The organism is Okibacterium sp. AC114 (genome assembly GCF_979253355.1).
The window spans coordinates 756,884-779,756 of sequence record NZ_CEEDBR010000001.1; the positions used below are offsets into that span (position 1 = coordinate 756,884).

Sequence of the window (22,873 nt, forward strand, 5' to 3'; positions counted from 1 at the left end):
CCTCACGCCTGGAGTATCACCGTGGAAATCGTCATCCTCCCCACCCCCGCCGATGTCGGCCGCTATGCCGCGCGCCTCGTCGCAGCGCGGGTGCGCGCCCGGCCGGCCCTCGTCTGGGGTCTCGCCACGGGTTCATCGCCGACGGCGATCTACGCCGAACTCGCCGAAGCCGTCGCGCGCGGTCTCGACTTCTCGGGGGTGCGCGGCTTCGCGCTCGACGAGTATGTGGGCATCAGCGACACGCATCCCGAGAGCTATGCCCGGGTCATCCGCTCGCAGGTGGTCGAACCTCTCGGCCTGCGCCCCGAGAACGTGCGCGTGCCCGACGGCCGCGCGGCCGACCTCGAACAGGCGGCCCGTGATTATGAGCGGGCCATCGCCGAAGCGGGCGGCATCGACCTGCAGATTCTCGGCATCGGTTCGAACGGACACATCGGCTTCAACGAGCCGACCTCGTCTTTCGCGTCGCGCACGCGCCTGAAGACGCTCGCGCCACAGACGCGGGCCGACAACGCGCGCTTCTTCGATGACCCCGCCGACGTGCCGACGCATTGCCTGACGCAGGGGCTCGGAACCATCCTCGAATCGCGCGAGGCCGTGCTGGTCGCGCAGGGCGAGGGGAAGGCGCGGGCCGTTGCGGCCATGGTCGAGGGGCCCGTGAGCGCGATGTGCCCGGGCTCGGTGCTGCAGTTCCACCCGCGGGCGGTCGTCGTGCTGGATGAGGCCGCGGCATCCGCCCTCACGCTGACCGACTACTGCCGGCACACGTTCGCGAACAAACCTTCTTGGCAGCGCGTTCCCGACGCGGAGTGAACCGGCCCAGCCTCACACGATCGGGTCGAAGACCTTACCCGGGTTGAGCAACCCCTGCGGGTCGAACGTGGCCTTGATGCGCCGCTGCAGATCGACCTGTTCGGCGCCCAACTCGGCCTCGAGCCAGCGCCGCTTCAGAATGCCGATGCCGTGCTCGCCCGTCAGCGTGCCGCCCAGCCGAATGGCCGACAGGAACAGCGCGTCGGCGGCCTGCCAGATGATCTCGGGCACCTCGTCACCCTGATAGACGAAGTTCGGGTGCAGGTTGCCGTCGCCCGCGTGCGCCACGGTCGGGATGCTGATGCCGAACTCGCGCTCGACCTCCTGAATGGCCTCGAACATGGGCACGAGCGCGCTGCGCGGAACCGACACGTCTTCGATCAACGGGTGGCCCAGCTTCTCCATGGCCGGATGCATGGCGCGCCGGATGGACAGCAGGCGCTCGCCGTCGGCCTCGTTCGCCGCGACCTCGCCCACGCCCCCGTTGGCCTCGATGATCGCGAGGCAGGCGCGGGCGTCGTCGGCCGAGAGCGGCCCGTCGGTCTGCACCATGATCTGCGTGCGGCCGGGAGTGGGCGCCTCGAGCCCCAGATAGTCGTGGATGGCGGCCAGCGCCGTGGGCTCGAGCAACTCCATGACGGCGGGCTGGATGCCGGCGGCGGTGATGGCGGAACAGGCGGCCGCGGCATCCGTGACGTGCGGGAATGTGGCCGCGAGCGTCGTGACGACCCCGGGAACGGCGCGGCGCACGCGCACGGTGGCTTCGACGATGACGCCCAGGATGCCCTCGGAACCGACGAGCAGGGCCGTGAGGTCGAGGCCCGTGACGCCTTTGACGCTGCGGTGCCCGAGCGACATCAGTGTGCCGTCGGCGAGCACGATCTTGAGCGCGAGCACGGCGTCGCGCGTGACACCGTATTTGGCGCACAGCAGGCCGCCCGCGTTGGTCGCGATGTTGCCGCCGACGGTCGAGATCTCTTTCGACGCGGGGTCGGGCGCGAACCACAGGCCCCGTTCGGCCAGGATGCGGCCGAAGTCGCCGTTCAGGATGCCGGGCTCGACGACCGCGATCAGATCGTTCTCGTCGATCTCGAGCACGCGGTCCATCGCGCGCAGCGACAGCGCGATCTCGCCGCCCGAGGCGATGGCGCCGCCCGCCAGACCCGTGCCGGCACCGCGGGGAACCACGGGGGTGCCGGTCTCGGTGGCGATGCGCAGGGTCTGCTGCACGTCGTCGATGCTCGCGGCCTCGACGACGGCGAGAGGTGGCGCGTCGGAGCGGTGGCCTGACTTATCGGCGCGCGCCTCGTCGAGCACGTGGGGGCTCGTGACCACCCGGTCGCCGAGTGCGGCCGTCAGCAGCTCGAGAACGCGAGCGGACGTCACATCGACCGACGTCACGCCGACAGCTCTCTACGGCCGTTGAGCACGCCGGTGACCACCGCGAGCACGGCGAAGACGATGGCCACGGGCCAGAGACCGAGCTGCAGGAACGCGAACGCCGCCGAGAACATGATGAGCATCTCGATGAGCGCTTTGCCGAACGGGTCGACCCGCAGAACGGCCTTGGGCGACAGGAACAGGGCCCACAGCACGATGGCGAGAACGGGGGCGAGCACACCGACGAGGATGTTCCACGGGAACGGCCAGGTGACGAAACCCCACACCGCGAGCACGACGAAGGCCGTGATCTCGAGCACGAAACGGATGATGGCGATGACGCCGATTGCGGGGGTGGTTCGTTGGTTCTGCACCCGTCAATCTTAGGCGCGCTAGCGGAAGATGATGGTGCGGGCGCCGTCGAGCAACACGCGGTCCTCGGCGAACCACTTGACGGCCTGCGTGAGCGTGCGGCTCTCCTCGTCCTGCCCGATGGCGACGAGTTCGGCGGGGCTCTGCGCGTGGTCGACGCGCACCACGTTCTGTTCGATGATGGGCCCCTCGTCGAGGTCGCTCGTCACGAAATGCGCCGTGGCCCCGATGAGCTTCACGCCGCGAGCGTGGGCCTGACGGTAGGGGTTCGCGCCCTTGAAGCCGGGCAGGAACGAGTGGTGGATGTTGATGGCCCGGCCCGCGAGCTTCTCGCACAGCTCGGGCGACAGGATCTGCATGTAGCGGGCGAGCACGACGAGTTCGATGTCGTGGTCCTCGACGGCCTCGAGGATGCGGCGTTCGAAGAGGGCCTTGCTCGCGGCATCCGTGACCGATTGCGATTCGAACGGCACGCCGTAGAACGCGGCGAGTTCGCGCAGCGAGCCGTGGTTCGACAACACGAGCGGGATCTCGACGGGCAGCTGGCCGGCGCGCTGGCGGAACAACAGGTCGTTGACGCAGTGCGCGGCCGTCGAGGCGAGCACGAGCGTGCGCAGCGGGCGACCCACGCGGTCGAGCCGCCAGTCGAGCTGGAAGCGCTCGGCGACGGGCGTGATGGCGGCCTCGAACTGCTGCTGGTCGGTGGGGGCCTGCACCTGCAGGCGCATGAAGAAGCGGCCCGTGTCGGCGCTCGAGAATTGCTGGCTCTCGGTGATGTTTCCGGATGCCTCGACGATGGCCCCCGAGATGGCGTGCACGATTCCCGGCGCGTCGGGGCAGACGAACGTGAGCACCCAGTGGTTGTGGGGTGCGGAGGCGGTGGCGTCGGAAGTCATTCGCCCAGGATAGGACACCGGGGCGCCCGAACCGTGGCGGTCGCTGGGCTGACGCCTCGTGGCATCCGCGAACCTCTCCTGGCGTCGTGCGCCGGCCGCCCGTAGAATGGGTGCTGGCCGTGGCGGTTCGCCCGGCCCTGGGCGCGCACATGAGCGCGCAGACGAACTCCCGCGGCCAGGGGTCACCCACAGCGTGACGGCCAGCCGGTGCCGGAGTGAACGCCATCGTCGGACACACTGATGACTACTTCTCCTATTCCCCTGCCCGATCGCGGGTCTGACACCCCGACCGGTTCCCTGCCGATCGTCACCGGGCCCGTGACCTCGTCGCCGCCCGCAGGCGCGCGCTTCCCCTGGGTGGGCCTGATCGCCCTCTCGGCCGCCGTTTTCCTGTCGGTGACGAGCGAGATGATTCCCACGGGTCTGCTGCCCGACATGAGCGCCTCGCTCGGCGTCACCGAATCGCAGGTCGGCTTCCTCGTGAGTGCTTTCGCGTTCACGGTCGTGCTCACCTCGGCGCCTCTGACGGCCCTCACGGTGCGCATCCCGCGCAAGACCCTGATCATGTCGGTGCTCGTGTTGCTCGCGGTCGCCAACGTGTTGACCGCTCTTGCTCCCACCTATCCGCTCGTGTTGTTGACGCGCGTCTTGGGTGGCATCGGGCACGGGCTCTTCTGGTCGATGGTCGGCGCCTATGCCGCCCACCTCGTTCCGAAAGAGCTCATCGGCCGGGCCGTTTCGATCACCCTCGCCGGCGGAACCCTCGCGTTCGTGCTGGGCGTTCCGCTCGGAACGGCGGCCGGCCACGCGGTCGGGTGGCGCCTCTCGTTCGTGGGCATCGCGGTGCTGCTGCTCGTCGGCGCCGTCGTGGTCTACAAGTTCCTGCCGCCCGTCGAACGCGAGCTCGACGCACATGCCGACGACAGCGCAGCGGATGCTCGAGCATCCGGTTCGCCCGCCGCGTCGGGCCGCGCGGGCACCCGTCGCCCTGTCGACCCCACCGTCTTCTCGGTCGCGCTCGTCTGCATCACGGTGGCAATCGTCATGATCGGCCACTACAGCTTCTACACCTACATCGCGCCCTACCTGACGGACGTCATCGGCGTTCCCGAAGCCCAGATCAGCCTGGCGCTGTTCGGATTCGGCATCACGGGTGCGCTCGGCCTGGTGCTCGCCGGCACGGTCTTCGCCAAGCGCACGACACGAGGCCTGCTCATCTGCATCGGCCTGTCGATCGTGTTCGTCACGGCGCTCGCGCTCGTCGCCGGATGGTTCTGGGCGGCGCTCATCATCTTCCTGGTGTGGGGCATCGCCTACGGCGCCATTGCGCCGCTCATGCAGACGCGCATGCTGCATTCGGCCAGTGCGCGCATCCGTGACACCGCCAGCGCTTTCTACACGACGGCCTTCAACGTGGGTATCGGCGGCGGCGCCTTCGTCGGCGGTCTGCTGCTCGACGGCATCGGCATCGAATCGCTGCCCTACTTCTACGTGGTGTTACTCGTGATCGGTGGGGTGTTGGTCGTCGTCGCACGGCGGTACGAACTCGCCGTGCGACGACGTTCAGGCGCGGCACCCACCCGATAAGCGGGCGCTACGGCGCCGGCCGCAGGGGGGCGGGGCGGGTCGGCGCGCCCGAGAGGTCGGAATCGCTCGTGATCAGCGCGGGTCCGGCCGCGCCGGAGCCGGTCGTCGGGGTGACGGGTGCTGACGGGGTGACGGGTGCTGGCGGCGCCCCGGGCGCGATCACGGATGCCTGCGGCACCGGCTCGGGCCGAACCGGCGCGGCCTGAGCGGCTGGAGCTGCCGGTGCGACTGGAGCCGTCGGTGTGACTGGAGCTGCCGGAGCGACTGGAGCCGTCGGTGCGGCTGGAGACGGTGCCGTCGCCGCGGGGATCGTGGTCTCGACCGGCGTAACCGGTTCAACCGGTACCGGTGCGGACGCGCTCGGCACGGGCCCGGCGGTGCCGTCCGCGCCAGAGGTCGGTGTCCCCACCGGAGGGCGCCCCGGCGATACGGGCCTCCCCGCCGAGTCGGATCCCGCCGGCGCGGGGGTCGGCTGCCCCGGCTCGCCGGTGACGGGCTCGAGCGTTCCGGGCTTCTCCGGCAGCGGCACGGATGGGTTCGTCCCGGATGTTGCGCCGTCTGCGTCTGCGTCTGCGTCTGCGTCTGCGCCTGCGCCTGCGTCCGCGGCGGACGAGGGCGGAACCGATTGCGACCCGCCCGCGGCGGTTGCGGCACCGGCGGCGGTCGAGCCTGCACCCGCACCCGCACCCGGACCGGCCGGGCTGGTCGGCGTCGGCGTGGTTCCGGACGTCGGGCCCGTTGCGTCGCCGCCCAGTGAACCGCTCCCGCCCGCGGTGCCGTTCCCGGCGCTCGAGCTGTTCCCGGCGCTCGAACTGTTCCCGGCGGCGGACCCGGCGGATGCGGCCGAGCCGGCGGAATCGGAGGACGCGCTCGCACCGGTGTTCGCCGCACTCGAACCGACGGCGTTCGCCGCGCTCGAACCGACGGCGTTCGCGGCGGCGCTCGCCGACGCGGCCGTTGCAGCCGAGGCCGCGGTGTCGACCTGCGAAGCCGGGGGAGGCGTGACCTCACCGGCCGACGAAGGCGTGTCCGGCGAGGTTTCCGTGGTCGTCGCGGGTGCAGCTGGCGGCGTGCCGAGGCCGGATGCTCCGGTGACCGGGTTGTCGACGGACCCTGGGCCCGGTACCGAGCGGTGAACGGGCCCCTCTCGGCGCGGAAGGGGGGCGCGGGATGGCGCGCGCGGTGTCTCGCCGTCGACGGCACCGGGCGGCGCCGCTTCGACGGGCATGGTGGGCTCCTGCTCGTGTCCCGGTTCTGCGGGCGTGCCGGGTGGCGGGGCAGGTTGTGTCGGCGCATCGGCGCCGGGTTCTGCGGGCACGGCCGGGCGCGGGGATGCGCTGGCGGCCTGGGCCGCCTGGCCGGCGGCCAACATCATGGGGAACGCGACCCTGGATTGTGCGGCGGACAGCGCGATCGATGTGCCGATTCCCATGCTCACGACGCAGACCGTTGCCGCGGCCGCGATGGTGGTGCCACGGGTGAATGCCGACCGGGATCGTCGGAGCGCCGCGGTCAGCCCGCCGACCACTGCCGAGACGGCCGCGAACGGAGACCCCGCGGTGACCGGCGCAGCCGCAGCGGCGGTCGATACGCCGACCGGGCCGGCGGTCGCGGCGGCCAGGACGGCCACACCGCTGCCCGTGCGGAAGTAGGGCACGGGGCGCGTGCGGTGATGACGGTCGGGGACCCAGGCATTGGCCGCGTCGACGATGGCTTCGCTCGATGCGAAGAGGGGGAGCAGCCGCGTGCAGAGCGCGCAGGGGGCGATGTGTTCGGCCGCGCGCTGCCGGGCACGGTCGCCCAGACGCCCGGCCTGGTAGTCGTCGCCGCGGTCGACGATCACGCGGTGGGGTGATGTGGTGTCGATGCGCAGCGCGAGTTCGTGCCGCCACGATGCGTCGAGTGCCGTGGTGGCGAGCTGGCGCAGTCGCGGGTCATGACGTTCGGCCAGAGTGAGTGATGATGCGCGCGCGGAAGGGGAGCGAGTGTGCTCCTGGTCGGCGTGTCGCGTGTGGCCGGGGGTGCCGTGCGCCGACCGGAGGTCGCCCAGGCTGCGACGCCAGGCGTCGGGGAGGGTGTCGAGAGCGGCCCGGGCCGTGTCGACGACGAGGGTTCCGGTGTCGTCGGGTGCGGGCAGGGATGCGCCGCGCCGCGCCGAATGAGCGCTGGCGGGCGTGGCCGGGCCCTGGCCGGACGGGTCGGATGAGTTGCCGGCGAACGTGGGTCGATGCCGTGGCATGTGAGCCTCCTCTGATGAGCGATCGACAGAATACATACAATGCTGACATTTCTGTATCCACGTTCGCTGACCGTCGTCGGAAAGCAGATTCGAGGCCCCGCGCGCAAGCCCCGTATAAGAGGTATCCCTACACCTGATAAGTTTGTAAGCCAGCGGCCGCCTCGACCAGGAGACCTGCATGACACTCATCCTCGCTCTGTTTGCAGCGCTGTCTGTCGCGTCTCCGCTCCTCACCCGCTGGCTCTCGACCCGCGTCTTCTACGTCATCGCGCTGCTGCCGGCCGCCGTGTTCGGCGTCACCCTCGCGCAGACTCCCACCATCGCCTCTGGCGGGGTGATCGAGGAGAAGATCGAGTGGATTCCACAGCTCGGCATCGCCCTGACATCCCGCGTCGACGCGCTCGGCTGGCTCCTCGCCCTCGTCGTCACCGGCGTCGGCGCGCTCGTGCTCGTCTACTGCGCCCGCTACTTCGAGGCCGACGAGCCGGGCCTCGGGCGTTTCGCGGGCCTGCTGCTGGCGTTCGCCGGCACCATGTACGGTCTCGTGACGAGCGACGACATCATCGTGATGTTCATGTACTGGGAGATCACGAGCATCCTCTCCTACCTGCTCATCGGGCACTACACGGGGCGCAAGGAGTCGCGAGGTGCGGCCTTGCAAGCGCTGCTCGTCACGACCTTCGGCGGCCTCGTCATGCTCGTCGGCGTCGTCATGATCTCGTCCTTCGCCGGCACCACCTCGCTCGCCACCATCGTGTCCGAGGCGCCGCAGGGTGCCGGGCCCACGGTCGCGATCCTGCTCATCCTGGTGGGCGCGCTGTCGAAGTCGGCCATCGTGCCGTTCCACTTCTGGCTGCCCGCCGCCATGGCCGCGCCGACACCGGTGAGCGCCTACCTGCACGCCGCCGCCATGGTGAAGGCCGGCATCTATCTGGTTGCACGTCTGGCGCCGGGCTATGCCGACATCCCGGGCTGGCAGGCCCTGCTGGTGGGCCTCGGCGTGTGGACCATGATCGTGGGGGCTTGGCGCAGCCTGCGGCAATACGACCTCAAGCTCGTGCTCGCCTACGGCACGGTCTCGCAGCTCGGTTTCCTCATGGTCATCACGGGCTTCGGTTCGCGGGATGCCGCATTGGCGGCCGCTGCGCTCCTGCTCGCCCACGCGCTCTACAAGGCCACGCTCTTCCTCGTCGTCGGCATCATCGACCACCAGGCGGGCACGCGCGACTGGCGCAAACTCTCGGGCCTTTGGCGCACCACCCCGTCGCTCTTCGTCATCACGGCCATAGCCGTCGCGTCCATGGCGGGCATTCCGCCGCTGCTCGGGTTCGTCGCGAAAGAAGCGGTCTTCGGGGCCTTCGTCGAGGCAGCCGTCGCGGGCGATTTCTGGGGCTGGGTGGCGCTCGTCGGCACGGCCGTCGGCTCGGTGCTCACGGTGGCCTACAGCGCGCGCTTCCTGTGGGGCGCGTTCGGCAACCGCAAGAAGATCGTCCCCACCGAATTGCACGCGGATGGCTGGGGCATCCAGTTCGCGCCCGCCGTGCTGGCGTTCGCGACCGTCGTCCTCGGCATCGCCGTCCCCCTGCTCGACCCGCTACTTGCTCTCTATGCCGACACCGTGCCGGGTGAGGGTCACTACCACCTGGCGCTCTGGCACGGCCTCGAGCCCGCGCTGTTCATCAGCGCCGCGGTGCTGGTGCTCGGCGGCCTGCTGTTCTGGCGGCGCCGGGGCGTCGCGCGCCTGCAGGAGAAGGTTCCCCCGCTCGTCGATGCCAGCCGCGGCTACTGGGCTGCCACGCAGGGTGTCGACCGGTTGTCGGCCAAGATCACGATCTTCGCGCAGCGCGGTGGCCTGTCGCAGTACCTCTCGACCATCCTCGTGGTCTTCGTGTTGGCGCTCGGCCTGACGGCCACGCTCGGGCGCACGTGGCCGCCCGGCATCCGCTGGTTCGACTCGCCCGCGCAGCTCGTCGTCGCCGTCGTCATGGGCATCGCCGCCATCGCCGCCGCGCTCGCCAAGCAGCGCATGACGGCCGTGCTGCTCGCCGGAGTGACCGGTTTCGGCATGGTCGGGCTCTTCGCCCTGCACGGTGCGCCCGACCTGGCGCTCACGCAGGCGCTCGTCGAGACCATCACGGTCGTCGTCTTCGTGCTCGTGCTGCGCCGCCTGCCCGTCAAGATCGCGCAGCACAACAAACCCGAGCAGCGCACGCGGCGCCTGATCATCGGCGTGCTCGTCGGGCTCGTGATGGGAACGATCGGGCTGATCGCGCTGGGCGCGCGGCAGGCGCCATCCATCGCCGCCGAGCTGCCGCGCCTGGCCTATGAAGAGGGCCACGGCCGCAACATCGTCAACGTCATGCTCGTCGACATCCGCGCGTGGGACACCATGGGTGAGCTGTCGGTGCTCGTCGTCGTCGCCACAGGCATCGCGAGCCTCTTGTTCGTGTCGGGACGCGCCAAGGCGCTACCGCGGCTCAGCGGGTCGCGCAACCAGCGCCGCGCCGAGCACCGCCGCAACGTGATCGACGACCCGCAGACCACCGAGCACCCCGAGAGCACGCACCGCCAGTCGTGGCTGCTCGGCGGCTTGAAGGTGTCGAGCGAGAACCGCTCGGTGCTGCTCGAGGTGCTCGTGCGGTTGCTGTTCCACCCCGCCATCGTCGTCAGCGTGTTCCTGCTCTTCGTCGGCCACAACGCGCCGGGCGGTGGTTTCGCGGGCGGTCTGCTCGCGGGCCTCGCGCTCGTGTTCCGCTACCTCGCGGGCGGCCGTTACGAACTCGGCGAGGCCGCCCCCATCGACCCGGGCAAGGTGCTGGGCGTCGGCGTGCTGCTCGCCGTCGGCACGGCCATCGGCTCGCTCTTCTTCGGCGGCGAGGTCCTGCAATCCGCCTACCTCGAAGCGGATGTCCCCGTGCTCGGCCATCTCTCGATCGGAACGTCGTCGATCTTCGACGTGGGCGTCTACCTCGTCGTGATCGGCCTGACGCTCGACATCCTGCGCTCGCTGGGCGCGGAGGTCGACCGCCAGCAGGAGGACACCGACCTCGAGGCCGGCACCGACGACGACTTCACGCCCGCGGAGGTGCGCCCGTGACCGCTTCGCTCACCCTCGTCATCCTGATGGCCGTCATGTACGGAACGGGCATCTACGTCATGCTCGAACGCAGCCTGACGCGCCTCTTGATCGGCTTCCTGCTGGTCGGCAATGCCACCAACATCCTCATCTTCTTGATGAGCGGCCCGAGCGGCAGCGCGCCCATCGTCACGGGCACGGCCGCCGACGAGAACATGGTCGACCCGGTGCCGCAGGTACTCATGCTGACCGCCATCGTGATCAACTTCGGCGTCGTCGCGTTCATCCTGGCGCTCGTCTACCGCTCGTGGTGGCTGGCCCAGCTGGGCGACGAGGGCGACACGCTCACCGACGAACACGCGGGCGAGACCGAGGCTTCGACCGAGGCGGCCTTCGCGGCCGTCGACGAAGACGATCTGGCCATCCAACAGGTGCTCGATGCGTCGAACGAACACGGTGACAACGACAGCGATTCAGGTCCCATCGAGGACGACCCCGAGGCACGAGAGAAGGAGCGCCGATGAACGCCCTGGTCCCTCTCGTCGTCACGATCCCACTGCTCGGTGCGGCTATCGCGCTCATCTTCGGCCACCGGCCGCGCATCCAGATCGCCATCAGCTCGATCTCGCTCACGGCCGTGACCATCATCAGCGCCGTGCTGCTCGTCTGGGTGGACACCCACGAAACCGTCGTGGTCAACGTGGGAGCCTGGCAGCCGCCGTGGGGCATCGTGCTCGTCGTCGACCGTCTCTCGGCCATCATGCTGCTCGTCTCCGCGCTCATGCTGCTCGGGGTCCTCATCTTCTCGATCGGGCAGGGCGTGGCCGACAACCACGACGAGACGCCCGTGTCGATCTTCCACCCCACCTACCTCGTGCTGGCGGCCGGTTTGTTCGACGCCTTCGTGGCCGGCGACCTGTTCAACATGTATGTGGGCTTCGAGATGCTGCTGGCCGCGAGCTATGTGCTGCTGACGCTCGGGGGAACGGGCGCCCGCATCCGAGCCGGTGTCACCTACATCGTTATCAGCCTCATGTCGTCGCTGCTGTTCCTGGCGTCCATCGCACTCATCTACGGCGCGACCGGCACGGTCACGATCGCGCTCGTCGCCGAACGGGTGCGCGACCTGCCACCCGATGTGCAGCTCATCCTGTGCTGTGCGCTGCTGCTCGGCTTCGCCGTCAAGGCCGCCGTGTTCCCGGTGTCGTTCTGGCTGCCGGACTCCTACCCCACGGCGCCCGCGCCCGTCACGGCCGTGTTCGCCGGTTTGCTGACCAAGGTGGGTGTCTACGCGATCATCCGCACCGACACCGTGCTCTTCACGGATGTGCCGCTCGCGGTGCCCTTGATGGTGGTGGCGTTCTTCACGCTGCTCATCGGCATCTTCGGCGCGCTCGCCCAGGCCGATATCAAACGACTGCTGTCGTTCACGCTCGTGAGCCACATCGGCTACATGATTTTCGGCATCGCGGTGGGCTCCGAGCTCGGCATGACGGCCACGATCTACTACGTGGTCCACCACATCATCGTGCAGACCACGTTGTTCCTGGCCATCGGGCTCGTCGAACGCATCGGCGGCACGGCGTCGATCTCGCGGCTGGGCGGCATGCTCAAGGCATCCCCGTTCGTGGCCATTCTGTTCTTCATCGGTGCCATGAACCTCGGCGGCATCCCGCCGTTCTCGGGCTTCCTCGGCAAGGTGGGGCTCTTCCAGGCCGGTGTGCAGCTGAACGACCCGCTGGCCTGGATTCTGATCGGCGCCGGCGCGGCCACATCGCTCCTCACGCTCTACGCCCTCATGCGCGTCTGGAACATGGGCTTCTGGCGCCGCAAGGACGAGGTCAAGGACTACGAGTCGCCGCTCATCCAGTCGCTCGCCGAGAACCCCGACGACGCCGGAGAGATCGACCGCAAGCACACGCCCCGCCTCATGATCGCCGCGACGACGGGCATGGTGCTGCTGAGCCTGTCACTCACGGTTTTCGCCGGGCCGCTCTTCGACCTCGCCAACCGCGCGGCCGTGGCCAACGAGAACCACTCCAACTACGTCGACGCCGTGTTCCCGGGAGGTGTCGAATGAGTACCTCGAATGCCGGATCGAATTCCGGCCCCACGCGCTCGATCGTCAGCCAGATCACCCTGCTGCTCGGCCTCGTCGTGCTGTGGTGCCTGCTGTGGGGCAAGGCGGATGTCCTCACCATCGTCACGGGCGTCGCGCTGGCCGTGCTCGTCTCCCTCGTGTTCTACCTGCCCGCCGTGCAACTCTCGGGCCGCGTCAACGTGCTCTGGGCCGCCTACTTCTTCGGCCGGCTGGTGGTCGACATCGTGCGCGCCTCGGCGCAGATCACCTGGCTCGTGACCAAACCCACCTACACGCCCAGCAACGCCATCATCGAGGTGCCGCTCTCCACGCGCTCCGACCTCATCATGTCGGCAACGGCCGAGGCCATCTCGCTCGTGCCCGGCTCGATCGTGGTCGACCTCGACCGTGCCAACTCGGTGCTCTACCTGCACTCGCTCGACACGCACGACGAAGCGGATGTCGAACGCGTCCTCCGTGAGGCGCTCGGCACCGAGCGTCGACTCGTCATGGCCTTCGGGTCGCGCGACGACGTCGACCGCGTCAGTGCGCGCGACGCGGGTGCGACACCGACCCCCCGTGCGACAGAAGGGAACAGCTGATGCTCGCCGTCGTCATCGTGATCACCGTGCTCTTCGGGGCCGGCGCGCTCGCCGCCGTCTACCGCATCATCAAGGGGCCCAGCCTGCTCGACCGGGTGATCGCCTCCGATGTGCTCGTCGCCACCGTGATGTGCGCGCTGGGTGCCGAGATGGCGCTCAACCATCACGCCGACAACCTGCCCGTGCTGCTGGCCCTCGCGATGTTCGCGGTGCTCGGGTCGATCAGCGTGGCCCGCTTCATGGCTAAGCAGGACGACGCATGATCGGGGTGACGTTCGCCGCGGCGCTGGCCGCTTCGGGTGCTGCCACGAGCACGGCGCCCGAGATCACGCCGCGCCTGCCCGAGTTCAGCGGCGATCCCGTTCGCGACACCTTCACGGTGCTGCTGGTCGTGATCGGCGCCGTCATGTGCTTCGCGGCCGGCGTGGGGCTCCTGCGTTTCCCCGATGTGCTCTCGCGTCTGCACGCCGCGACGAAGCCTCAGGTGCTCGGCCTGCTCGCCATCACGGCGGATGTCGCGGTCTCGACCCCCACGGTCGGCAACATCACGCTCGCCATCGCCATCATCCTGTTTCAGTCGCTGACGGCACCCATCTCGGCGCACATGGTGGCCCGGGCGGCTTACCGCACGCATCACGTGCGCCACGACCTGCTCATTCGCGACGACCTGCTGAACCGGGAAGACCTGCAGCAGCCGTAGCCCCGTGCCGGCACGGTCGCCCCACTGGGACGGCGGGCAAGGGCGACCCCTGTCGACGATGACGGCATGTTTTCGCTGACCGCCTCCGATGTCCCGGGTCGGTCGTCCGTGCGTCGGTCGGCGCTGGACCGAATCGCGACGCGCCGTAACGCGCGGTCTCTGCGGACGAAATCTTCGACCAAACGAGCGCTCGGAATCGAGCGAGGAGCGGTCCGAAGGCAGTGCGGCCTGGGCCCGGCGCTCGAAACTGTGTGCAGGCCGAGAAATGACTGGATGTCGTTCAGACTGTGCTGGATGCCCATCCGTAACTTCGATCGATAACAGCGGGCGCACGCGCCCCACGACGAAGGAGATCATCATGGCATCCCACTTTCACCCTGCAGCAACACACGTGGCCGCGGGGCACGACGACCAGTTGAAGAGCGCGGGCGGCGGTTCGGCGCTGCGGCACAGGCGGGGCCGTGCCCCCTTGATCTGCCTCGCGCTGGCGACGCTGGCGCCCCTGCTCAGTGGATGTGTGATGATCGGCGATGCCCTGAATCCCGCGCCCTCACCCACGGCACTTGCATGCGACGGACAAGACCTCACCCTTTCGGAGGACCGTGCGACTGTGACGCTCACGGGCCGGTGCGGCGATGTCGTGGTCGCCGCCGACCGTGTCACTCTCGTATTCGACGAGATCGACTCGCTCACGCTGAAGGGCGAACTCGCCGCCGTCACGGGGACGACCATCACGACGAACATCGCTTTCGCAGGCGGTGGATTCAACGAGGTGACCTGGACGGCCGGCGTTGCGGCGCAATTCTCGAGCGACGAATCCGGCAATGAGGCTCACGGCCCGTCCTGATCAGGGCGGGAGTTTCTTCGCGGTTCCCGGCGGCGTCAGACGCGGGTGCCGGCGACCCAGACGGCGGCGGCCTGCAGCGATTCGTCGAGAAGCACGGCGTCGGCCGCGAACCCGACGCCGAGGTGCCCGAGGCCGTTTTCACGGCCGAGGGCTCGCGCCGGTGTTGCCGTCAGCGCCTCGACAGCGACCTCCAGCGTGATGCCCGCGTCACGGGTCATGACGCGCAACGCCTCGTCCTGCGTGAGCGTCGACCCGGCGATCGAACCGCCGTCGACCAACCGCGCCACGCCGTCGCGCACGTCGACGGCCAGGCCGCCGAGCGAGTACCGTCCGTCGGCCGCGCCCGCCGCCGCCATCGCGTCGGTCACGAGCGCCACCCGGCCGGGTGCCTCGGCGAAGGCCAACCGCAACATGCGCGGATGCACGTGCACCCCGTCGGCGATGAGCTCGAGCGTCACGCGCTCGTCGTCGAATGCCGCTGCGACAGGCCCGGGGGCGCGGTGCTGCAAACCGTGCATGGCGTTGAACGTGTGGGTCAGGATGCTCGCGCCCGCATCGAAGGCCGCGCGCGTCTGGTCGTAGTCGGCGTCGGTGTGCCCGACCGCCACGCGCGCACCCGACTCCGTGAACCGGGCGATGGCGTCGTGCGCGCCCGGGCGTTCCGGAGCGATGGTCACCTGACGCAGGGTGCCGGCGGCCGCCTCGATCAGGTGCTCGATGCTCGAGGCATCCGCGGGTCGCAGCAGGGACTCGGTGTGCGCGCCCTTGTGCCCCGGGTCGAGGAAGGGGCCCTCCAGGTGGGAACCCAGAATGGACGGGTCGGATGCCGCGAGCCGCGCGATGTCGGCCACGCGGGCGGCGAGGTCCTCGATCGAGGCCGTGACGAGCGACAGCACCGAACGGGTCGTGCCAGAACGGCGGTGCACCAGGAGCGCGCGGGAGATGGCATCCGCCCCGTCGTCGAAAGCCGCGCCGTTGCCGCCGTGGCTGTGCAGGTCGATGAAGCCGGGGGTGAGGAAGAGGCCCGTGGCGTCGACGACATCGGCCGTGGGCGCGGCGCTCAGCTCACGCCATCCGTCGCCCCGCCCGGCATGCGTTACGACGCCGCCGTCGAGGCACACCCAGGCGTCGGTGACCCGGCGCGCATGGTCGACGAGGGTGGCCGAATGGATGATCGTGGGCAAGGCGTTCACGCTGGCAACACTAGCGTTCGACCGGGCCGCCGCTGCTATGCTGGATGGGTCGCAACTGGCGTAGTGACGGATCGTGAGCAGCTGGCGCATCCGCCCGAGATGGTTACCATCGGGGAGCGACTGACACGGATTCGGCCGCACGCCTGGGCCGATACGAGAACCGATTGTTCCGTCAACTGTGTCTAAAAGGAGCCAGTTTTGTCTTCCACCTTCAACGCCCCCCTGGCCGAGGTCGATCCTCAGATCGCCGAAGTCCTCGAGCTCGAACTGGGTCGCCAGCGCGACTACCTCGAGATGATCGCGAGCGAGAACTTCGTTCCCCGCGCCATCCTGCAGGCCCAGGGCTCGGTTCTCACCAACAAATACGCCGAGGGCTACCCCGGCCGCCGCTACTACGGCGGCTGCGAATACGTCGACATCGCCGAGAGCCTCGCCATCGAGCGCGCCAAGAGCCTGTTCGGCGCCAACTTCGCCAACGTGCAGCCGCACTCGGGTGCGTCGGCCAACGCCGCCGTGCTGAGCGCCATCGCCACGCCGGGCGACACCATCCTCGGCCTCGAGTTGTCGCACGGTGGACACCTCACCCACGGTATGAAGCTCAACTTCTCGGGCAAGCTCTACAACGCCGTCTCCTACGGCGTCGACCCCGAGACCTTCCTCGTCGACATGAACGTCGTGCGCGAGAAGGCGCTCGAGCACAAGCCGCAGGTCATCATCGCCGGCTGGTCGGCCTACCCCCGTCAGCTCGACTTCGCGGCCTTCCGGGCCATCGCCGACGAGGTGGGCGCCAAGCTCTGGGTCGACATGGCGCACTTCGCCGGCCTCGTCGCCGCGGGCCTGCACCCGTCGCCCATGCCCTTCGCCGACGTCGTGTCGTCCACGGTGCACAAGACCATCGGCGGCCCGCGCTCGGGCTTCATCCTGTCGAACGACGCCGATATCGCCAAGAAGCTCAACAGCAACGTGTTCCCCGGCCAACAGGGCGGGCCCCTCATGCACGTCATCGCGGCCAAGGCCACGTCGTTCCTGCTCGCGGCGCAGCCCGAGTTCGTCGACCGCCAGGAGCGCACCCTGCGCGGTGCCGCCATCCTGGCCGACCGCCTCACCGCCGATGACTCGCGCGAGGCCGGCGTCGACGTGCTGACGGGTGGCACCGACGTGCACCTCGTGCTCGCCGACCTGCGCACCTCGCCGCTCGACGGCAAACAGGCCGAAGACGCCCTGCACGAGGTGGGCATCACGGTCAACCGCAACTCGGTCCCCTTCGACCCGCGCCCGCCCATGGTCACATCGGGCCTGCGCATCGGCACGCCCGCCCTCGCCACGCGCGGTTTCGGCGACGCCGAGTTCACCGAGGTGTCGGATGTCATCGCCGCGGCCCTGCGCCCCGACGCCGACCTGCCGTCCCTGCGTGCGCGCGTCAAGACGCTGACCGACGCGTTCCCGCTCTACCCGGGCCTCGAGCAGTAGGCGCCGCCGTGACCGCGATCACGCTAGATGGCGTCGCCACCGCAACGGCCATCAAATCCGAGTTGCGCGAACGCATCGACGTGCTGCGGGCGTCGGGCAAGCTCGCCGGCCTCGGCACGCTGCTGGTCGGCGACGACCCGGGCTCGCGCTCCTATGTCGCCGGCAAACACCGCGACTGCGCCGAAGTGGGCATCGAGTCGGTGCGCGTCGATCTGCCGGGCACCGCGTCGGCAGCCGACATCCGCGCCGCCATCGCCGACCTCAACGCGGCCCCCGAGGTGACGGGCTACATCGTGCAGCTGCCGTTGCCCGCGGGCATCGACGAGAACGAGATGCTCGAGCTCATCGACCCTGACAAGGACGCCGACGGCCTGCACCCGACCAACCTGGGGCGCCTCGTGCTGGGCGTCGAGGGTGAGTTGACCTCGCCGCTGCCGTGCACGCCCGCCGGAATCGTGGAGCTGCTGAAACGCTACGACGTGCCGCTCGCGGGCAAGCACGTCACGGTCGTGGGCCGCGGTCTCACGGTCGGGCGCCCGCTCGGGCTTCTGCTCACGCGCAAGGGCGTCGACGCCACCGTCACGCTCACGCATTCCCGCACGGTCGACTTGGCCGCCGAGGTGCGCCGGGCCGACGTCGTCGTCGCGGCCGTCGGTGTGCCGCACCTCGTGAAGCCCGACTGGGTGAAGCCGGGCGCCGCCGTGCTCGACGTGGGCGTCACCCGCGTGGGCACGACCGAGAGCGGTAAGGCCAAGCTGGCCGGCGACATCGACCCGGGCGTCTGGGATGTCGCGGGGCACCTGTCGCCCAACCCGGGTGGCGTCGGGCCCATGACGCGCGCCCTGCTCGTCTCCAACGTGGTTCAGGCCGCGGAGCGTAACGCGCGCCGCTGAGAGTGCTGAACGGCGGCCCGCAGCCGCCGGCGAAAGGCCCGGACATCCTGTGTCCGGGCCTTCTTCGTGCTTACGTGCGGGAGCTCGTCTCTGCGCTGGGGCGCCCGGCGACGTGGAATGCGACTAATCGGTCGACAGTGCCTCGGAAAGGAGGCGCAGCGCTTTCGGTCCGACGCCGTGCAGAGCGGCGAGGTCGCTCGACGGGACGCCGACGAGATCGGCGAGGCGTCGGTAACCGGCGTTATGGAGCGCATTGCGCGCGGGGTTGCTGATTCCCGGCGGGAAGTCGTCGATCGGTTCAGCCATGCGAAACCCTTCCCGCCGCGTCGCCTGTCGTCAGCGCTCGCGCGTTGCTCCGCCAGCGGCCGTCACCGGGAAGATGACGGGGGCGGTGAAAGATGCCTCGGCGAAGGCGGCCGTCACGGCCGAGGCGACCTCGGCGAGCCGGGCGCGGGGCACGAGCGCGATGGCCGCGCCGCCGAAGCCGCCGCCCGTCATGCGCGAGCCGATGGCGCCCGCACGGCGGGACACCTCGACCGCCAGGTCGAGCTCGGGCACCGAGATCTCGAAGTCGTCGCGCATGGACACGTGCGAGGCGTCGAGCAGCTCGCCGATGGCCGTGGGCCCGTGCTCCCGCAGGGTGCGCACGGTGTCGAGCACACGCTGGTTCTCGGTGACGATGTGGCGCACGCGGCGGAACGTCTCATCGTCGAGTACCTCTTCGGCGCGCGGCAGGTCGTGCACGCTGAGATCACGCAGGGAGGAGACATCCATGGCTTTCGCGCCGGCCTCGCACGACGCGCGACGGGCCGCATAGCCGCCCGTGGCATGGGAGTGGCTGACGCGCGTGTCCATGACGAGCAGCTCGAGGTCGGCTCCGTCGAAGCCCAGTTCGATGACCTCGGCGTCGAGCGAGCGGCAGTCGAGGAACACGCCATGGTCGGGGCGGCCGAGCATCGACGCGGACTGGTCCATGATGCCGGTGGGCGCGCCGACGGCCTTGTTCTCTGCCAGCTGGCCCACCTTGGCGAGGGTCTGCCGGTCGAAATCGAGGTGCCACACGTCGGTGAGGGCCGCGGCGACGGCGCATTCGATGGCGGCGGATGACGAAAGGCCCGCGCCGACCGGAACATCCGAGTCGATGAACAGATCGACACCGCGCAGTTCGCCGAGCGGCGCGCCGAACTGACCGAGTGCCCAGACGACGCCGAGCGGGTAGGCCGACCAACCGTCGAGGTTCGCGGGTTCGAGGTCGGTCAGCGAGGCCTCGACGACCTCGCCCGGCGCGAAGGCGCTGGCGACGCGCACGAGCTGGTCGTCGCGCGAACGCAGCGCCACGACCGTGCGGTAGTTGATGGCGAAGGGGAACACGAAACCGTCGTTGTAGTCGGTGTGCTCGCCGATCAGGTTGACGCGGCCGGGCGCCGACCACAGGCCCTGCGGATCGTGCCCGTATACCTCGGCGAAACGCGAGAGGGCGGCGTGCTGCAGGTCTGAGCGGTGCGCGCCCTCGCCGGCCGATCCGCTGGGGGAGTTCGAGGCGGGCGTGGCTGCGGAGTCGGCGGTCATACGGGGTTCTCCTGGTCGGCCTTCGCCACGGCGTCGCGCAGGCGCTGGGCGGATTGTTCGGGTGGGACGTCGCCGATCCAGGCGCCCATGGCGGCTTCCGATCCGGCGAGGTACTTCAGCTTGTCGGCGGCGCGACGCGGCGAGGTGATCTGCAACATGAGGCGAATGTCATCCCGACCGACCTTCACGGGGGCCTGGTGCCAGGCCGCGATGTAGGGCGTGGGGGTGTCGTAGAGCGCGTCGATGCCGCGCAGCAGGCGCAGGTAGAGCCCGGCGAGCTCGTCGCGCTCTTCGAGGGTGGTGCCGGCGAAGTCGGGCACGTGGCGGTGCGGCAGCATGTGCACCTCGATGGGCCAGCGGGCGGCGAACGGCACGTAGGCGGTCCAGTGTTCGCCGCGCAGGATGACGCGCTCGTCGTTCTGCTCGCGCTCGAGGATGTCGGCGAACAGCGTCGGCCCGTAGCTCTCGATCGATTCGAGCAGACGCGTGGTGCGCGGCGTCACGTAGGGGTAGGAGTAGATCTGGCCGTGCGGGTGGTGCAGGGTGACGCCGATCTCGACGCCACGGTTCTCGAACGGGAACACCTGCGCGATGCCGGGCTTGTGGCTCAGGGCATCCGTGCGCTGGGCCCAGGCCTCGATCACGGTGCGGGCCCGGCTGCGGCTGAGGCTGCCGAACGAACCGGTCGATGCGGGGCTGAAGCAGACGACCTCGCAGCGGCCGACCGACGTGCGGGTGCGGCCGAGCTCGATGCGGGTGAGGTCGTCGCCGCCGCGGGGGGCGTTGTCGTCTTCGAGGAGCGGCCCGAAGGAGGGCGAGCGGTTCTCGAAGACGGCGACGTCATAGATGTCGGGGATCTCGGACGGGTTGGTGGCCGAGGCGGGTGCGAGCGGGTCGAGCTCGGCGGGCGGCAGGAACACGCGGTTCTGGCGGGCCGCCGCGATGGACACCCATTCGCCCGTGAGGGGGTCTTGGCGCATGCTCGCGGTGGCGGGCCGCGGATCGAGGGCGCGGGCGTCGGCCTTGCGTTCGGTGCCGAGCGCGGTGTCGGCGTCGTCGAAGTAGATCAGTTCGCGGCCGTCGGCGAGGGTGTCGCCGTGCACGCGGATGCTCGGATCGCTCACGAACGTGCCGGGGACGTCGGCGGTGTCATCGGTCGTCGATGTGGTGCTCATGACCTGAAATCTAGCCCTTTCATATTGAAAAGTAAAGCGAAGTAAGTGAAGATTGGCCTATGTCAGAGACCCTGCCAGCCGAGCTGCGTCGCAACGCGATCGCCGAGCTCATCGCCGAGCGCGGTTTCGTGCGCGTCGCCGAACTGGCCGACCGTTTCGGCATCTCGGGGGTCACGGCGCGCGCCGATCTCGACGCACTTGTCGACACCGCCCGTGCCCGCCGCGTGCACGGGGGAGCGATGCCGCCGAACGACCTGGCGCCTCGGCCTGAACGTGAGTGGCAATTCGAAGAAGCGCTCAATTCATCCGCCGCCGGTAAAGAACGGGTCGGGATCAATGCTGCCGCGCTCGTGCGCTCGGGCAACACCGTGATCGTGGATGTCGGCACCACCGGCCTCGCGGTCGCCCGGGCGCTCGCCGCCCGAGCCGACCTCACCGATGTCACCGTCATCACCAACAGCCTCACCGTCGCGCTGGCGCTCGAACCGCACATCCCGCGCTTCACGGTGATCGTTACGGGAGGCACGCTGAGGCCCCGCCAGCACTCGCTCGTGGCGCCGTTCGCGGCCCCCATGCTCGACCAGCTGCACGCCGACCTCGCCTTCATCGGCTGCAACGGCGTCGACGGCGAACGCGGTGTCACCAACATCAACCTGCCAGAGGCCGAGGTGAAACGCCTCATGATGGGCGCGGCCGAACGCGTGGTCATCGTCGCCGACGCCGCGAAGCTCGGCCAGGTGCACCTCGGGCGCATCGCCACGCTCGACGACGTCGATCTGCTCGTGACCGACGATCAGGCCGATGCCGCGCTGGTCGAACAGATCGCGGCGCGCGGCGTGCGCGTGATCACGGACTAGCTCGCACCGGCTCGACCGCACCGGCTCGACCGCACCGCCGCATCCACCCGCTACGCTCGTTACACACCCCCGAGAGGAACGAAGATGACCCACTCGCGCGCCGTCACCGGCGACCAATACGTTCTGACCCGCCAGGCTTCGGCCGGCACGGTCTCTGCCGTGATCACCCAGGTGGGCGCCGGCATCCGACGCCTGAGCGTCAACGGCATCGACATCATGCCGCCCTACGACGAGGGTGTGCAGCGCCCCTACGGCAGCGGCATCGTGCTGGTGCCGTGGCCCAACCGCATCCGCGACGGCAAATACGAACTCGACGGCGAAGAGATGCAGCTCGACCTGACCGAGCCCGACAAGCAGAATGCCATCCACGGCCTGCTCCGTTTCACGGCCTACGACGTCGCCGAGCAGACCGACGACTCGGTCACGCTGTCGGCCACGGTCTACCCGCAGCATGGCTACCCGTTCCTGCTCGACACGTCTGTGCGCTACCGCCTGGTCGACGCGGGCCTCGAGGTCACGCACACCATCGAGAACGTGGGCACGGGCACGGCGCCGACGGGCATCGGCACGCATCCCTATTTCACGATCGGAGACGTCGAACCGGATGATCTGACGGTCACGCTCAACTGCGAGACGCGTTTCACGGTGGACGAGCGCTTGCTGCCGACGGGCGAGGTTCCCGTCGAGGGCACCGAATACGATCTGCGCGGCGGTCGCCGTCTCGGCGGCCTGGTGTTGGACGACGGTTTCGGTCAGGCGGTCTTCGAGAATGGTGTCACCGAGCACACGGTTGCTGCCGACGACGGCCGGGTCGTGACGGTGTGGGGCGACGAGAACTTCCCCTACTGGCAGGTGTTCACGACCAAGAAGTACCCGGGCCAGTCGACGGCCGTGGCGATCGAGCCCATGACGGCGCCGACGGATGCCTTCAACACGGGTCGCGACGTGCGCTACCTCGCCCCCGGCGAGACGTTCCAGGCCACCTGGGGCGTGCGCGCGGACGGGTTCGCGGCGGTCTGAGCCGTCGTGATGTGAGCTGATGCTGTCGGGTTCGGGGCTGTTGCGGCCCCGCCCCCGGCCCCGTTGTGGCTTAGTGCTTTGTGGATTAGTGCTGTGACATTAGG

General features: G+C 69.5%; 21 protein-coding genes and 1 riboswitch. Of the genes, 13 read left to right on the top strand and 8 right to left on the bottom strand.

Translation table 11 applies throughout. From position 1 onward, the window contains the following. Window positions 1-21: 21 nt before the first annotated feature. Complete coding sequence (nagB, locus tag ACZ6IE_RS03660; protein ID WP_464606821.1) at window positions 22-813, top strand: glucosamine-6-phosphate deaminase; 792 nt, start codon at window positions 22-24, stop codon at window positions 811-813. A 12-nt stretch (window positions 814-825) separates the two neighbouring features. Here the strand turns inward: nagB and ACZ6IE_RS03665 are convergent, their stop codons facing one another. From ACZ6IE_RS03665 to purU, 3 genes are read right to left on the bottom strand one after another with little or no spacing between them, the layout of a single operon-like run. Continuing rightward, window positions 826-2,214, bottom strand: a complete 1,389-nt coding sequence (locus ACZ6IE_RS03665; protein WP_464606822.1) for an FAD-binding oxidoreductase — start codon at window positions 2,212-2,214, stop codon at window positions 826-828. Then, on the bottom strand, window positions 2,211-2,567 hold the full coding sequence (locus ACZ6IE_RS03670; RefSeq protein ID WP_464606823.1) for a YrdB family protein: 357 nt from the start codon (window positions 2,565-2,567) through the stop codon (window positions 2,211-2,213). Before ACZ6IE_RS03670 ends, ACZ6IE_RS03665 begins: the two co-directional genes overlap by 4 nt. 18 nt (window positions 2,568-2,585) lie before the next feature. Continuing rightward, window positions 2,586-3,461: a formyltetrahydrofolate deformylase gene (purU, locus tag ACZ6IE_RS03675; RefSeq protein ID WP_464606824.1), complete on the bottom strand. Its 876-nt coding sequence runs from the start codon at window positions 3,459-3,461 to the stop codon at window positions 2,586-2,588. Between the two features lie 240 nt (window positions 3,462-3,701). On the opposite strand from purU, the gene ACZ6IE_RS03680 reads away from it, so the two are divergent. Beyond that, window positions 3,702-5,048, top strand: coding sequence for an MFS transporter (locus ACZ6IE_RS03680; protein WP_464606825.1), 1,347 nt, complete (start codon window positions 3,702-3,704; stop codon window positions 5,046-5,048). Window positions 5,049-5,055: 7 nt separating this feature from the next. Here the strand turns inward: ACZ6IE_RS03680 and ACZ6IE_RS03685 are convergent, their stop codons facing one another. Continuing rightward, window positions 5,056-7,287: a hypothetical protein gene (locus ACZ6IE_RS03685; protein ID WP_464606826.1), complete on the bottom strand. Its 2,232-nt coding sequence runs from the start codon at window positions 7,285-7,287 to the stop codon at window positions 5,056-5,058. A 178-nt stretch (window positions 7,288-7,465) separates the two neighbouring features. On the opposite strand from ACZ6IE_RS03685, the gene ACZ6IE_RS03690 reads away from it, so the two are divergent. From ACZ6IE_RS03690 to ACZ6IE_RS03720, 7 genes are all read left to right on the top strand, one after another. Further along, complete coding sequence (locus ACZ6IE_RS03690; protein ID WP_464606827.1) at window positions 7,466-10,384, top strand: Na+/H+ antiporter subunit A; 2,919 nt, start codon at window positions 7,466-7,468, stop codon at window positions 10,382-10,384. Then, on the top strand, window positions 10,381-10,887 hold the full coding sequence (locus tag ACZ6IE_RS03695) for a sodium:proton antiporter (protein WP_464606828.1): 507 nt from the start codon (window positions 10,381-10,383) through the stop codon (window positions 10,885-10,887). Before ACZ6IE_RS03690 ends, ACZ6IE_RS03695 begins: the two co-directional genes overlap by 4 nt. Continuing rightward, window positions 10,884-12,443 carry a Na+/H+ antiporter subunit D gene (locus tag ACZ6IE_RS03700; RefSeq protein ID WP_464606829.1) on the top strand — a complete coding sequence of 520 codons (1,560 nt, stop codon included), beginning with the start codon at window positions 10,884-10,886 and terminating at the stop codon, window positions 12,441-12,443. Before ACZ6IE_RS03695 ends, ACZ6IE_RS03700 begins: the two co-directional genes overlap by 4 nt. After that, entirely contained in the window at window positions 12,440-13,045 is a 606-nt protein-coding gene (locus ACZ6IE_RS03705; RefSeq protein ID WP_464606830.1) for a Na+/H+ antiporter subunit E, read from the top strand. The genes ACZ6IE_RS03700 and ACZ6IE_RS03705 overlap by 4 nt, the downstream gene beginning before the upstream one ends. Next, a complete protein-coding gene (locus tag ACZ6IE_RS03710) occupies window positions 13,045-13,308 on the top strand; it encodes an MrpF/PhaF family protein (RefSeq protein WP_077053763.1) in 264 nt (87 codons plus the stop codon). The genes ACZ6IE_RS03705 and ACZ6IE_RS03710 overlap by 1 nt, the downstream gene beginning before the upstream one ends. Further along, window positions 13,305-13,745, top strand: a complete 441-nt coding sequence (gene mnhG, locus ACZ6IE_RS03715) for a monovalent cation/H(+) antiporter subunit G (protein ID WP_464606831.1) — start codon at window positions 13,305-13,307, stop codon at window positions 13,743-13,745. Before ACZ6IE_RS03710 ends, mnhG begins: the two co-directional genes overlap by 4 nt. Before the next feature lie 358 nt (window positions 13,746-14,103). Then, window positions 14,104-14,592, top strand: coding sequence for a hypothetical protein (locus ACZ6IE_RS03720; protein WP_464606832.1), 489 nt, complete (start codon window positions 14,104-14,106; stop codon window positions 14,590-14,592). Between the two features lie 35 nt (window positions 14,593-14,627). Here the strand turns inward: ACZ6IE_RS03720 and nagA are convergent, their stop codons facing one another. After that, the gene (gene nagA / locus ACZ6IE_RS03725; protein WP_464608581.1) at window positions 14,628-15,776 is read right to left on the bottom strand and encodes an N-acetylglucosamine-6-phosphate deacetylase; all 1,149 of its coding nucleotides are present in this window, start codon (window positions 15,774-15,776) and stop codon (window positions 14,628-14,630) included. 50 nt (window positions 15,777-15,826) lie between these two features. Further along, window positions 15,827-15,941: riboswitch (ZMP/ZTP riboswitch) on the top strand. A 42-nt stretch (window positions 15,942-15,983) separates the two neighbouring features. Between nagA and glyA the strand changes: the two genes are divergently transcribed. Both glyA and ACZ6IE_RS03735 read left to right on the top strand, forming a co-directional pair. Beyond that, entirely contained in the window at window positions 15,984-17,255 is a 1,272-nt protein-coding gene (gene glyA, locus ACZ6IE_RS03730; protein WP_464606833.1) for a serine hydroxymethyltransferase, read from the top strand. Between the two features lie 8 nt (window positions 17,256-17,263). Then, window positions 17,264-18,148 carry a bifunctional methylenetetrahydrofolate dehydrogenase/methenyltetrahydrofolate cyclohydrolase gene (locus ACZ6IE_RS03735; protein WP_079727020.1) on the top strand — a complete coding sequence of 295 codons (885 nt, stop codon included), beginning with the start codon at window positions 17,264-17,266 and terminating at the stop codon, window positions 18,146-18,148. Between the two features lie 123 nt (window positions 18,149-18,271). Here the strand turns inward: ACZ6IE_RS03735 and ACZ6IE_RS03740 are convergent, their stop codons facing one another. The 3 genes from ACZ6IE_RS03740 to galT are packed head-to-tail and all read right to left on the bottom strand — an operon-like array spanning window position 18,272 to window position 20,892. After that, window positions 18,272-18,454 carry a helix-hairpin-helix domain-containing protein gene (locus ACZ6IE_RS03740; protein ID WP_464606834.1) on the bottom strand — a complete coding sequence of 61 codons (183 nt, stop codon included), beginning with the start codon at window positions 18,452-18,454 and terminating at the stop codon, window positions 18,272-18,274. A gap of 30 nt (window positions 18,455-18,484) precedes the next feature. Beyond that, the gene (gene galK / locus ACZ6IE_RS03745; protein WP_464606835.1) at window positions 18,485-19,717 is read right to left on the bottom strand and encodes a galactokinase; all 1,233 of its coding nucleotides are present in this window, start codon (window positions 19,715-19,717) and stop codon (window positions 18,485-18,487) included. Beyond that, window positions 19,714-20,892 (bottom strand): galactose-1-phosphate uridylyltransferase, encoded by a 1,179-nt coding sequence (gene galT / locus ACZ6IE_RS03750; protein WP_464606836.1) that lies wholly within the window; start codon window positions 20,890-20,892, stop codon window positions 19,714-19,716. Before galT ends, galK begins: the two co-directional genes overlap by 4 nt. A gap of 59 nt (window positions 20,893-20,951) precedes the next feature. Here galT and ACZ6IE_RS03755 point away from each other — a divergent pair, with 59 nt between their 5' ends. Further along, the gene (locus tag ACZ6IE_RS03755) at window positions 20,952-21,749 is read left to right on the top strand and encodes a DeoR/GlpR family DNA-binding transcription regulator (protein WP_464606837.1); all 798 of its coding nucleotides are present in this window, start codon (window positions 20,952-20,954) and stop codon (window positions 21,747-21,749) included. Window positions 21,750-21,833: 84 nt separating this feature from the next. Beyond that, window positions 21,834-22,769 (top strand): aldose 1-epimerase family protein, encoded by a 936-nt coding sequence (locus tag ACZ6IE_RS03760; RefSeq protein ID WP_464606838.1) that lies wholly within the window; start codon window positions 21,834-21,836, stop codon window positions 22,767-22,769. Window positions 22,770-22,873 lie beyond the last annotated feature (104 nt).

Excerpts from the sequence above, each read along its gene's own strand:
- ACZ6IE_RS03700 (WP_464606829.1), top strand. The coding sequence starts at position 10,884 with ATGAACGCCCTGGTCCCTCTCGTCGTCACGATCCCACTGCTCGGTGCG.
- ACZ6IE_RS03740 (WP_464606834.1), bottom strand. The coding sequence starts at position 18,454 with ATGGCTGAACCGATCGACGACTTCCCGCCGGGAATCAGCAACCCCGCG.
- ACZ6IE_RS03680 (WP_464606825.1), top strand. The coding sequence starts at position 3,702 with ATGACTACTTCTCCTATTCCCCTGCCCGATCGCGGGTCTGACACCCCG.
- mnhG (WP_464606831.1), top strand. The coding sequence starts at position 13,305 with ATGATCGGGGTGACGTTCGCCGCGGCGCTGGCCGCTTCGGGTGCTGCC.
- ACZ6IE_RS03720 (WP_464606832.1), top strand. The coding sequence starts at position 14,104 with ATGGCATCCCACTTTCACCCTGCAGCAACACACGTGGCCGCGGGGCAC.
- ACZ6IE_RS03705 (WP_464606830.1), top strand. The coding sequence starts at position 12,440 with ATGAGTACCTCGAATGCCGGATCGAATTCCGGCCCCACGCGCTCGATC.
- ACZ6IE_RS03685 (WP_464606826.1), bottom strand. The coding sequence starts at position 7,287 with ATGCCACGGCATCGACCCACGTTCGCCGGCAACTCATCCGACCCGTCC.
- galK (WP_464606835.1), bottom strand. The coding sequence starts at position 19,717 with ATGACCGCCGACTCCGCAGCCACGCCCGCCTCGAACTCCCCCAGCGGA.
- ACZ6IE_RS03755 (WP_464606837.1), top strand. The coding sequence starts at position 20,952 with ATGTCAGAGACCCTGCCAGCCGAGCTGCGTCGCAACGCGATCGCCGAG.
- purU (WP_464606824.1), bottom strand. The coding sequence starts at position 3,461 with ATGACTTCCGACGCCACCGCCTCCGCACCCCACAACCACTGGGTGCTC.
- galT (WP_464606836.1), bottom strand. The coding sequence starts at position 20,892 with ATGAGCACCACATCGACGACCGATGACACCGCCGACGTCCCCGGCACG.
- ACZ6IE_RS03710 (WP_077053763.1), top strand. The coding sequence starts at position 13,045 with ATGCTCGCCGTCGTCATCGTGATCACCGTGCTCTTCGGGGCCGGCGCG.
- ACZ6IE_RS03760 (WP_464606838.1), top strand. The coding sequence starts at position 21,834 with ATGACCCACTCGCGCGCCGTCACCGGCGACCAATACGTTCTGACCCGC.
- ACZ6IE_RS03690 (WP_464606827.1), top strand. The coding sequence starts at position 7,466 with ATGACACTCATCCTCGCTCTGTTTGCAGCGCTGTCTGTCGCGTCTCCG.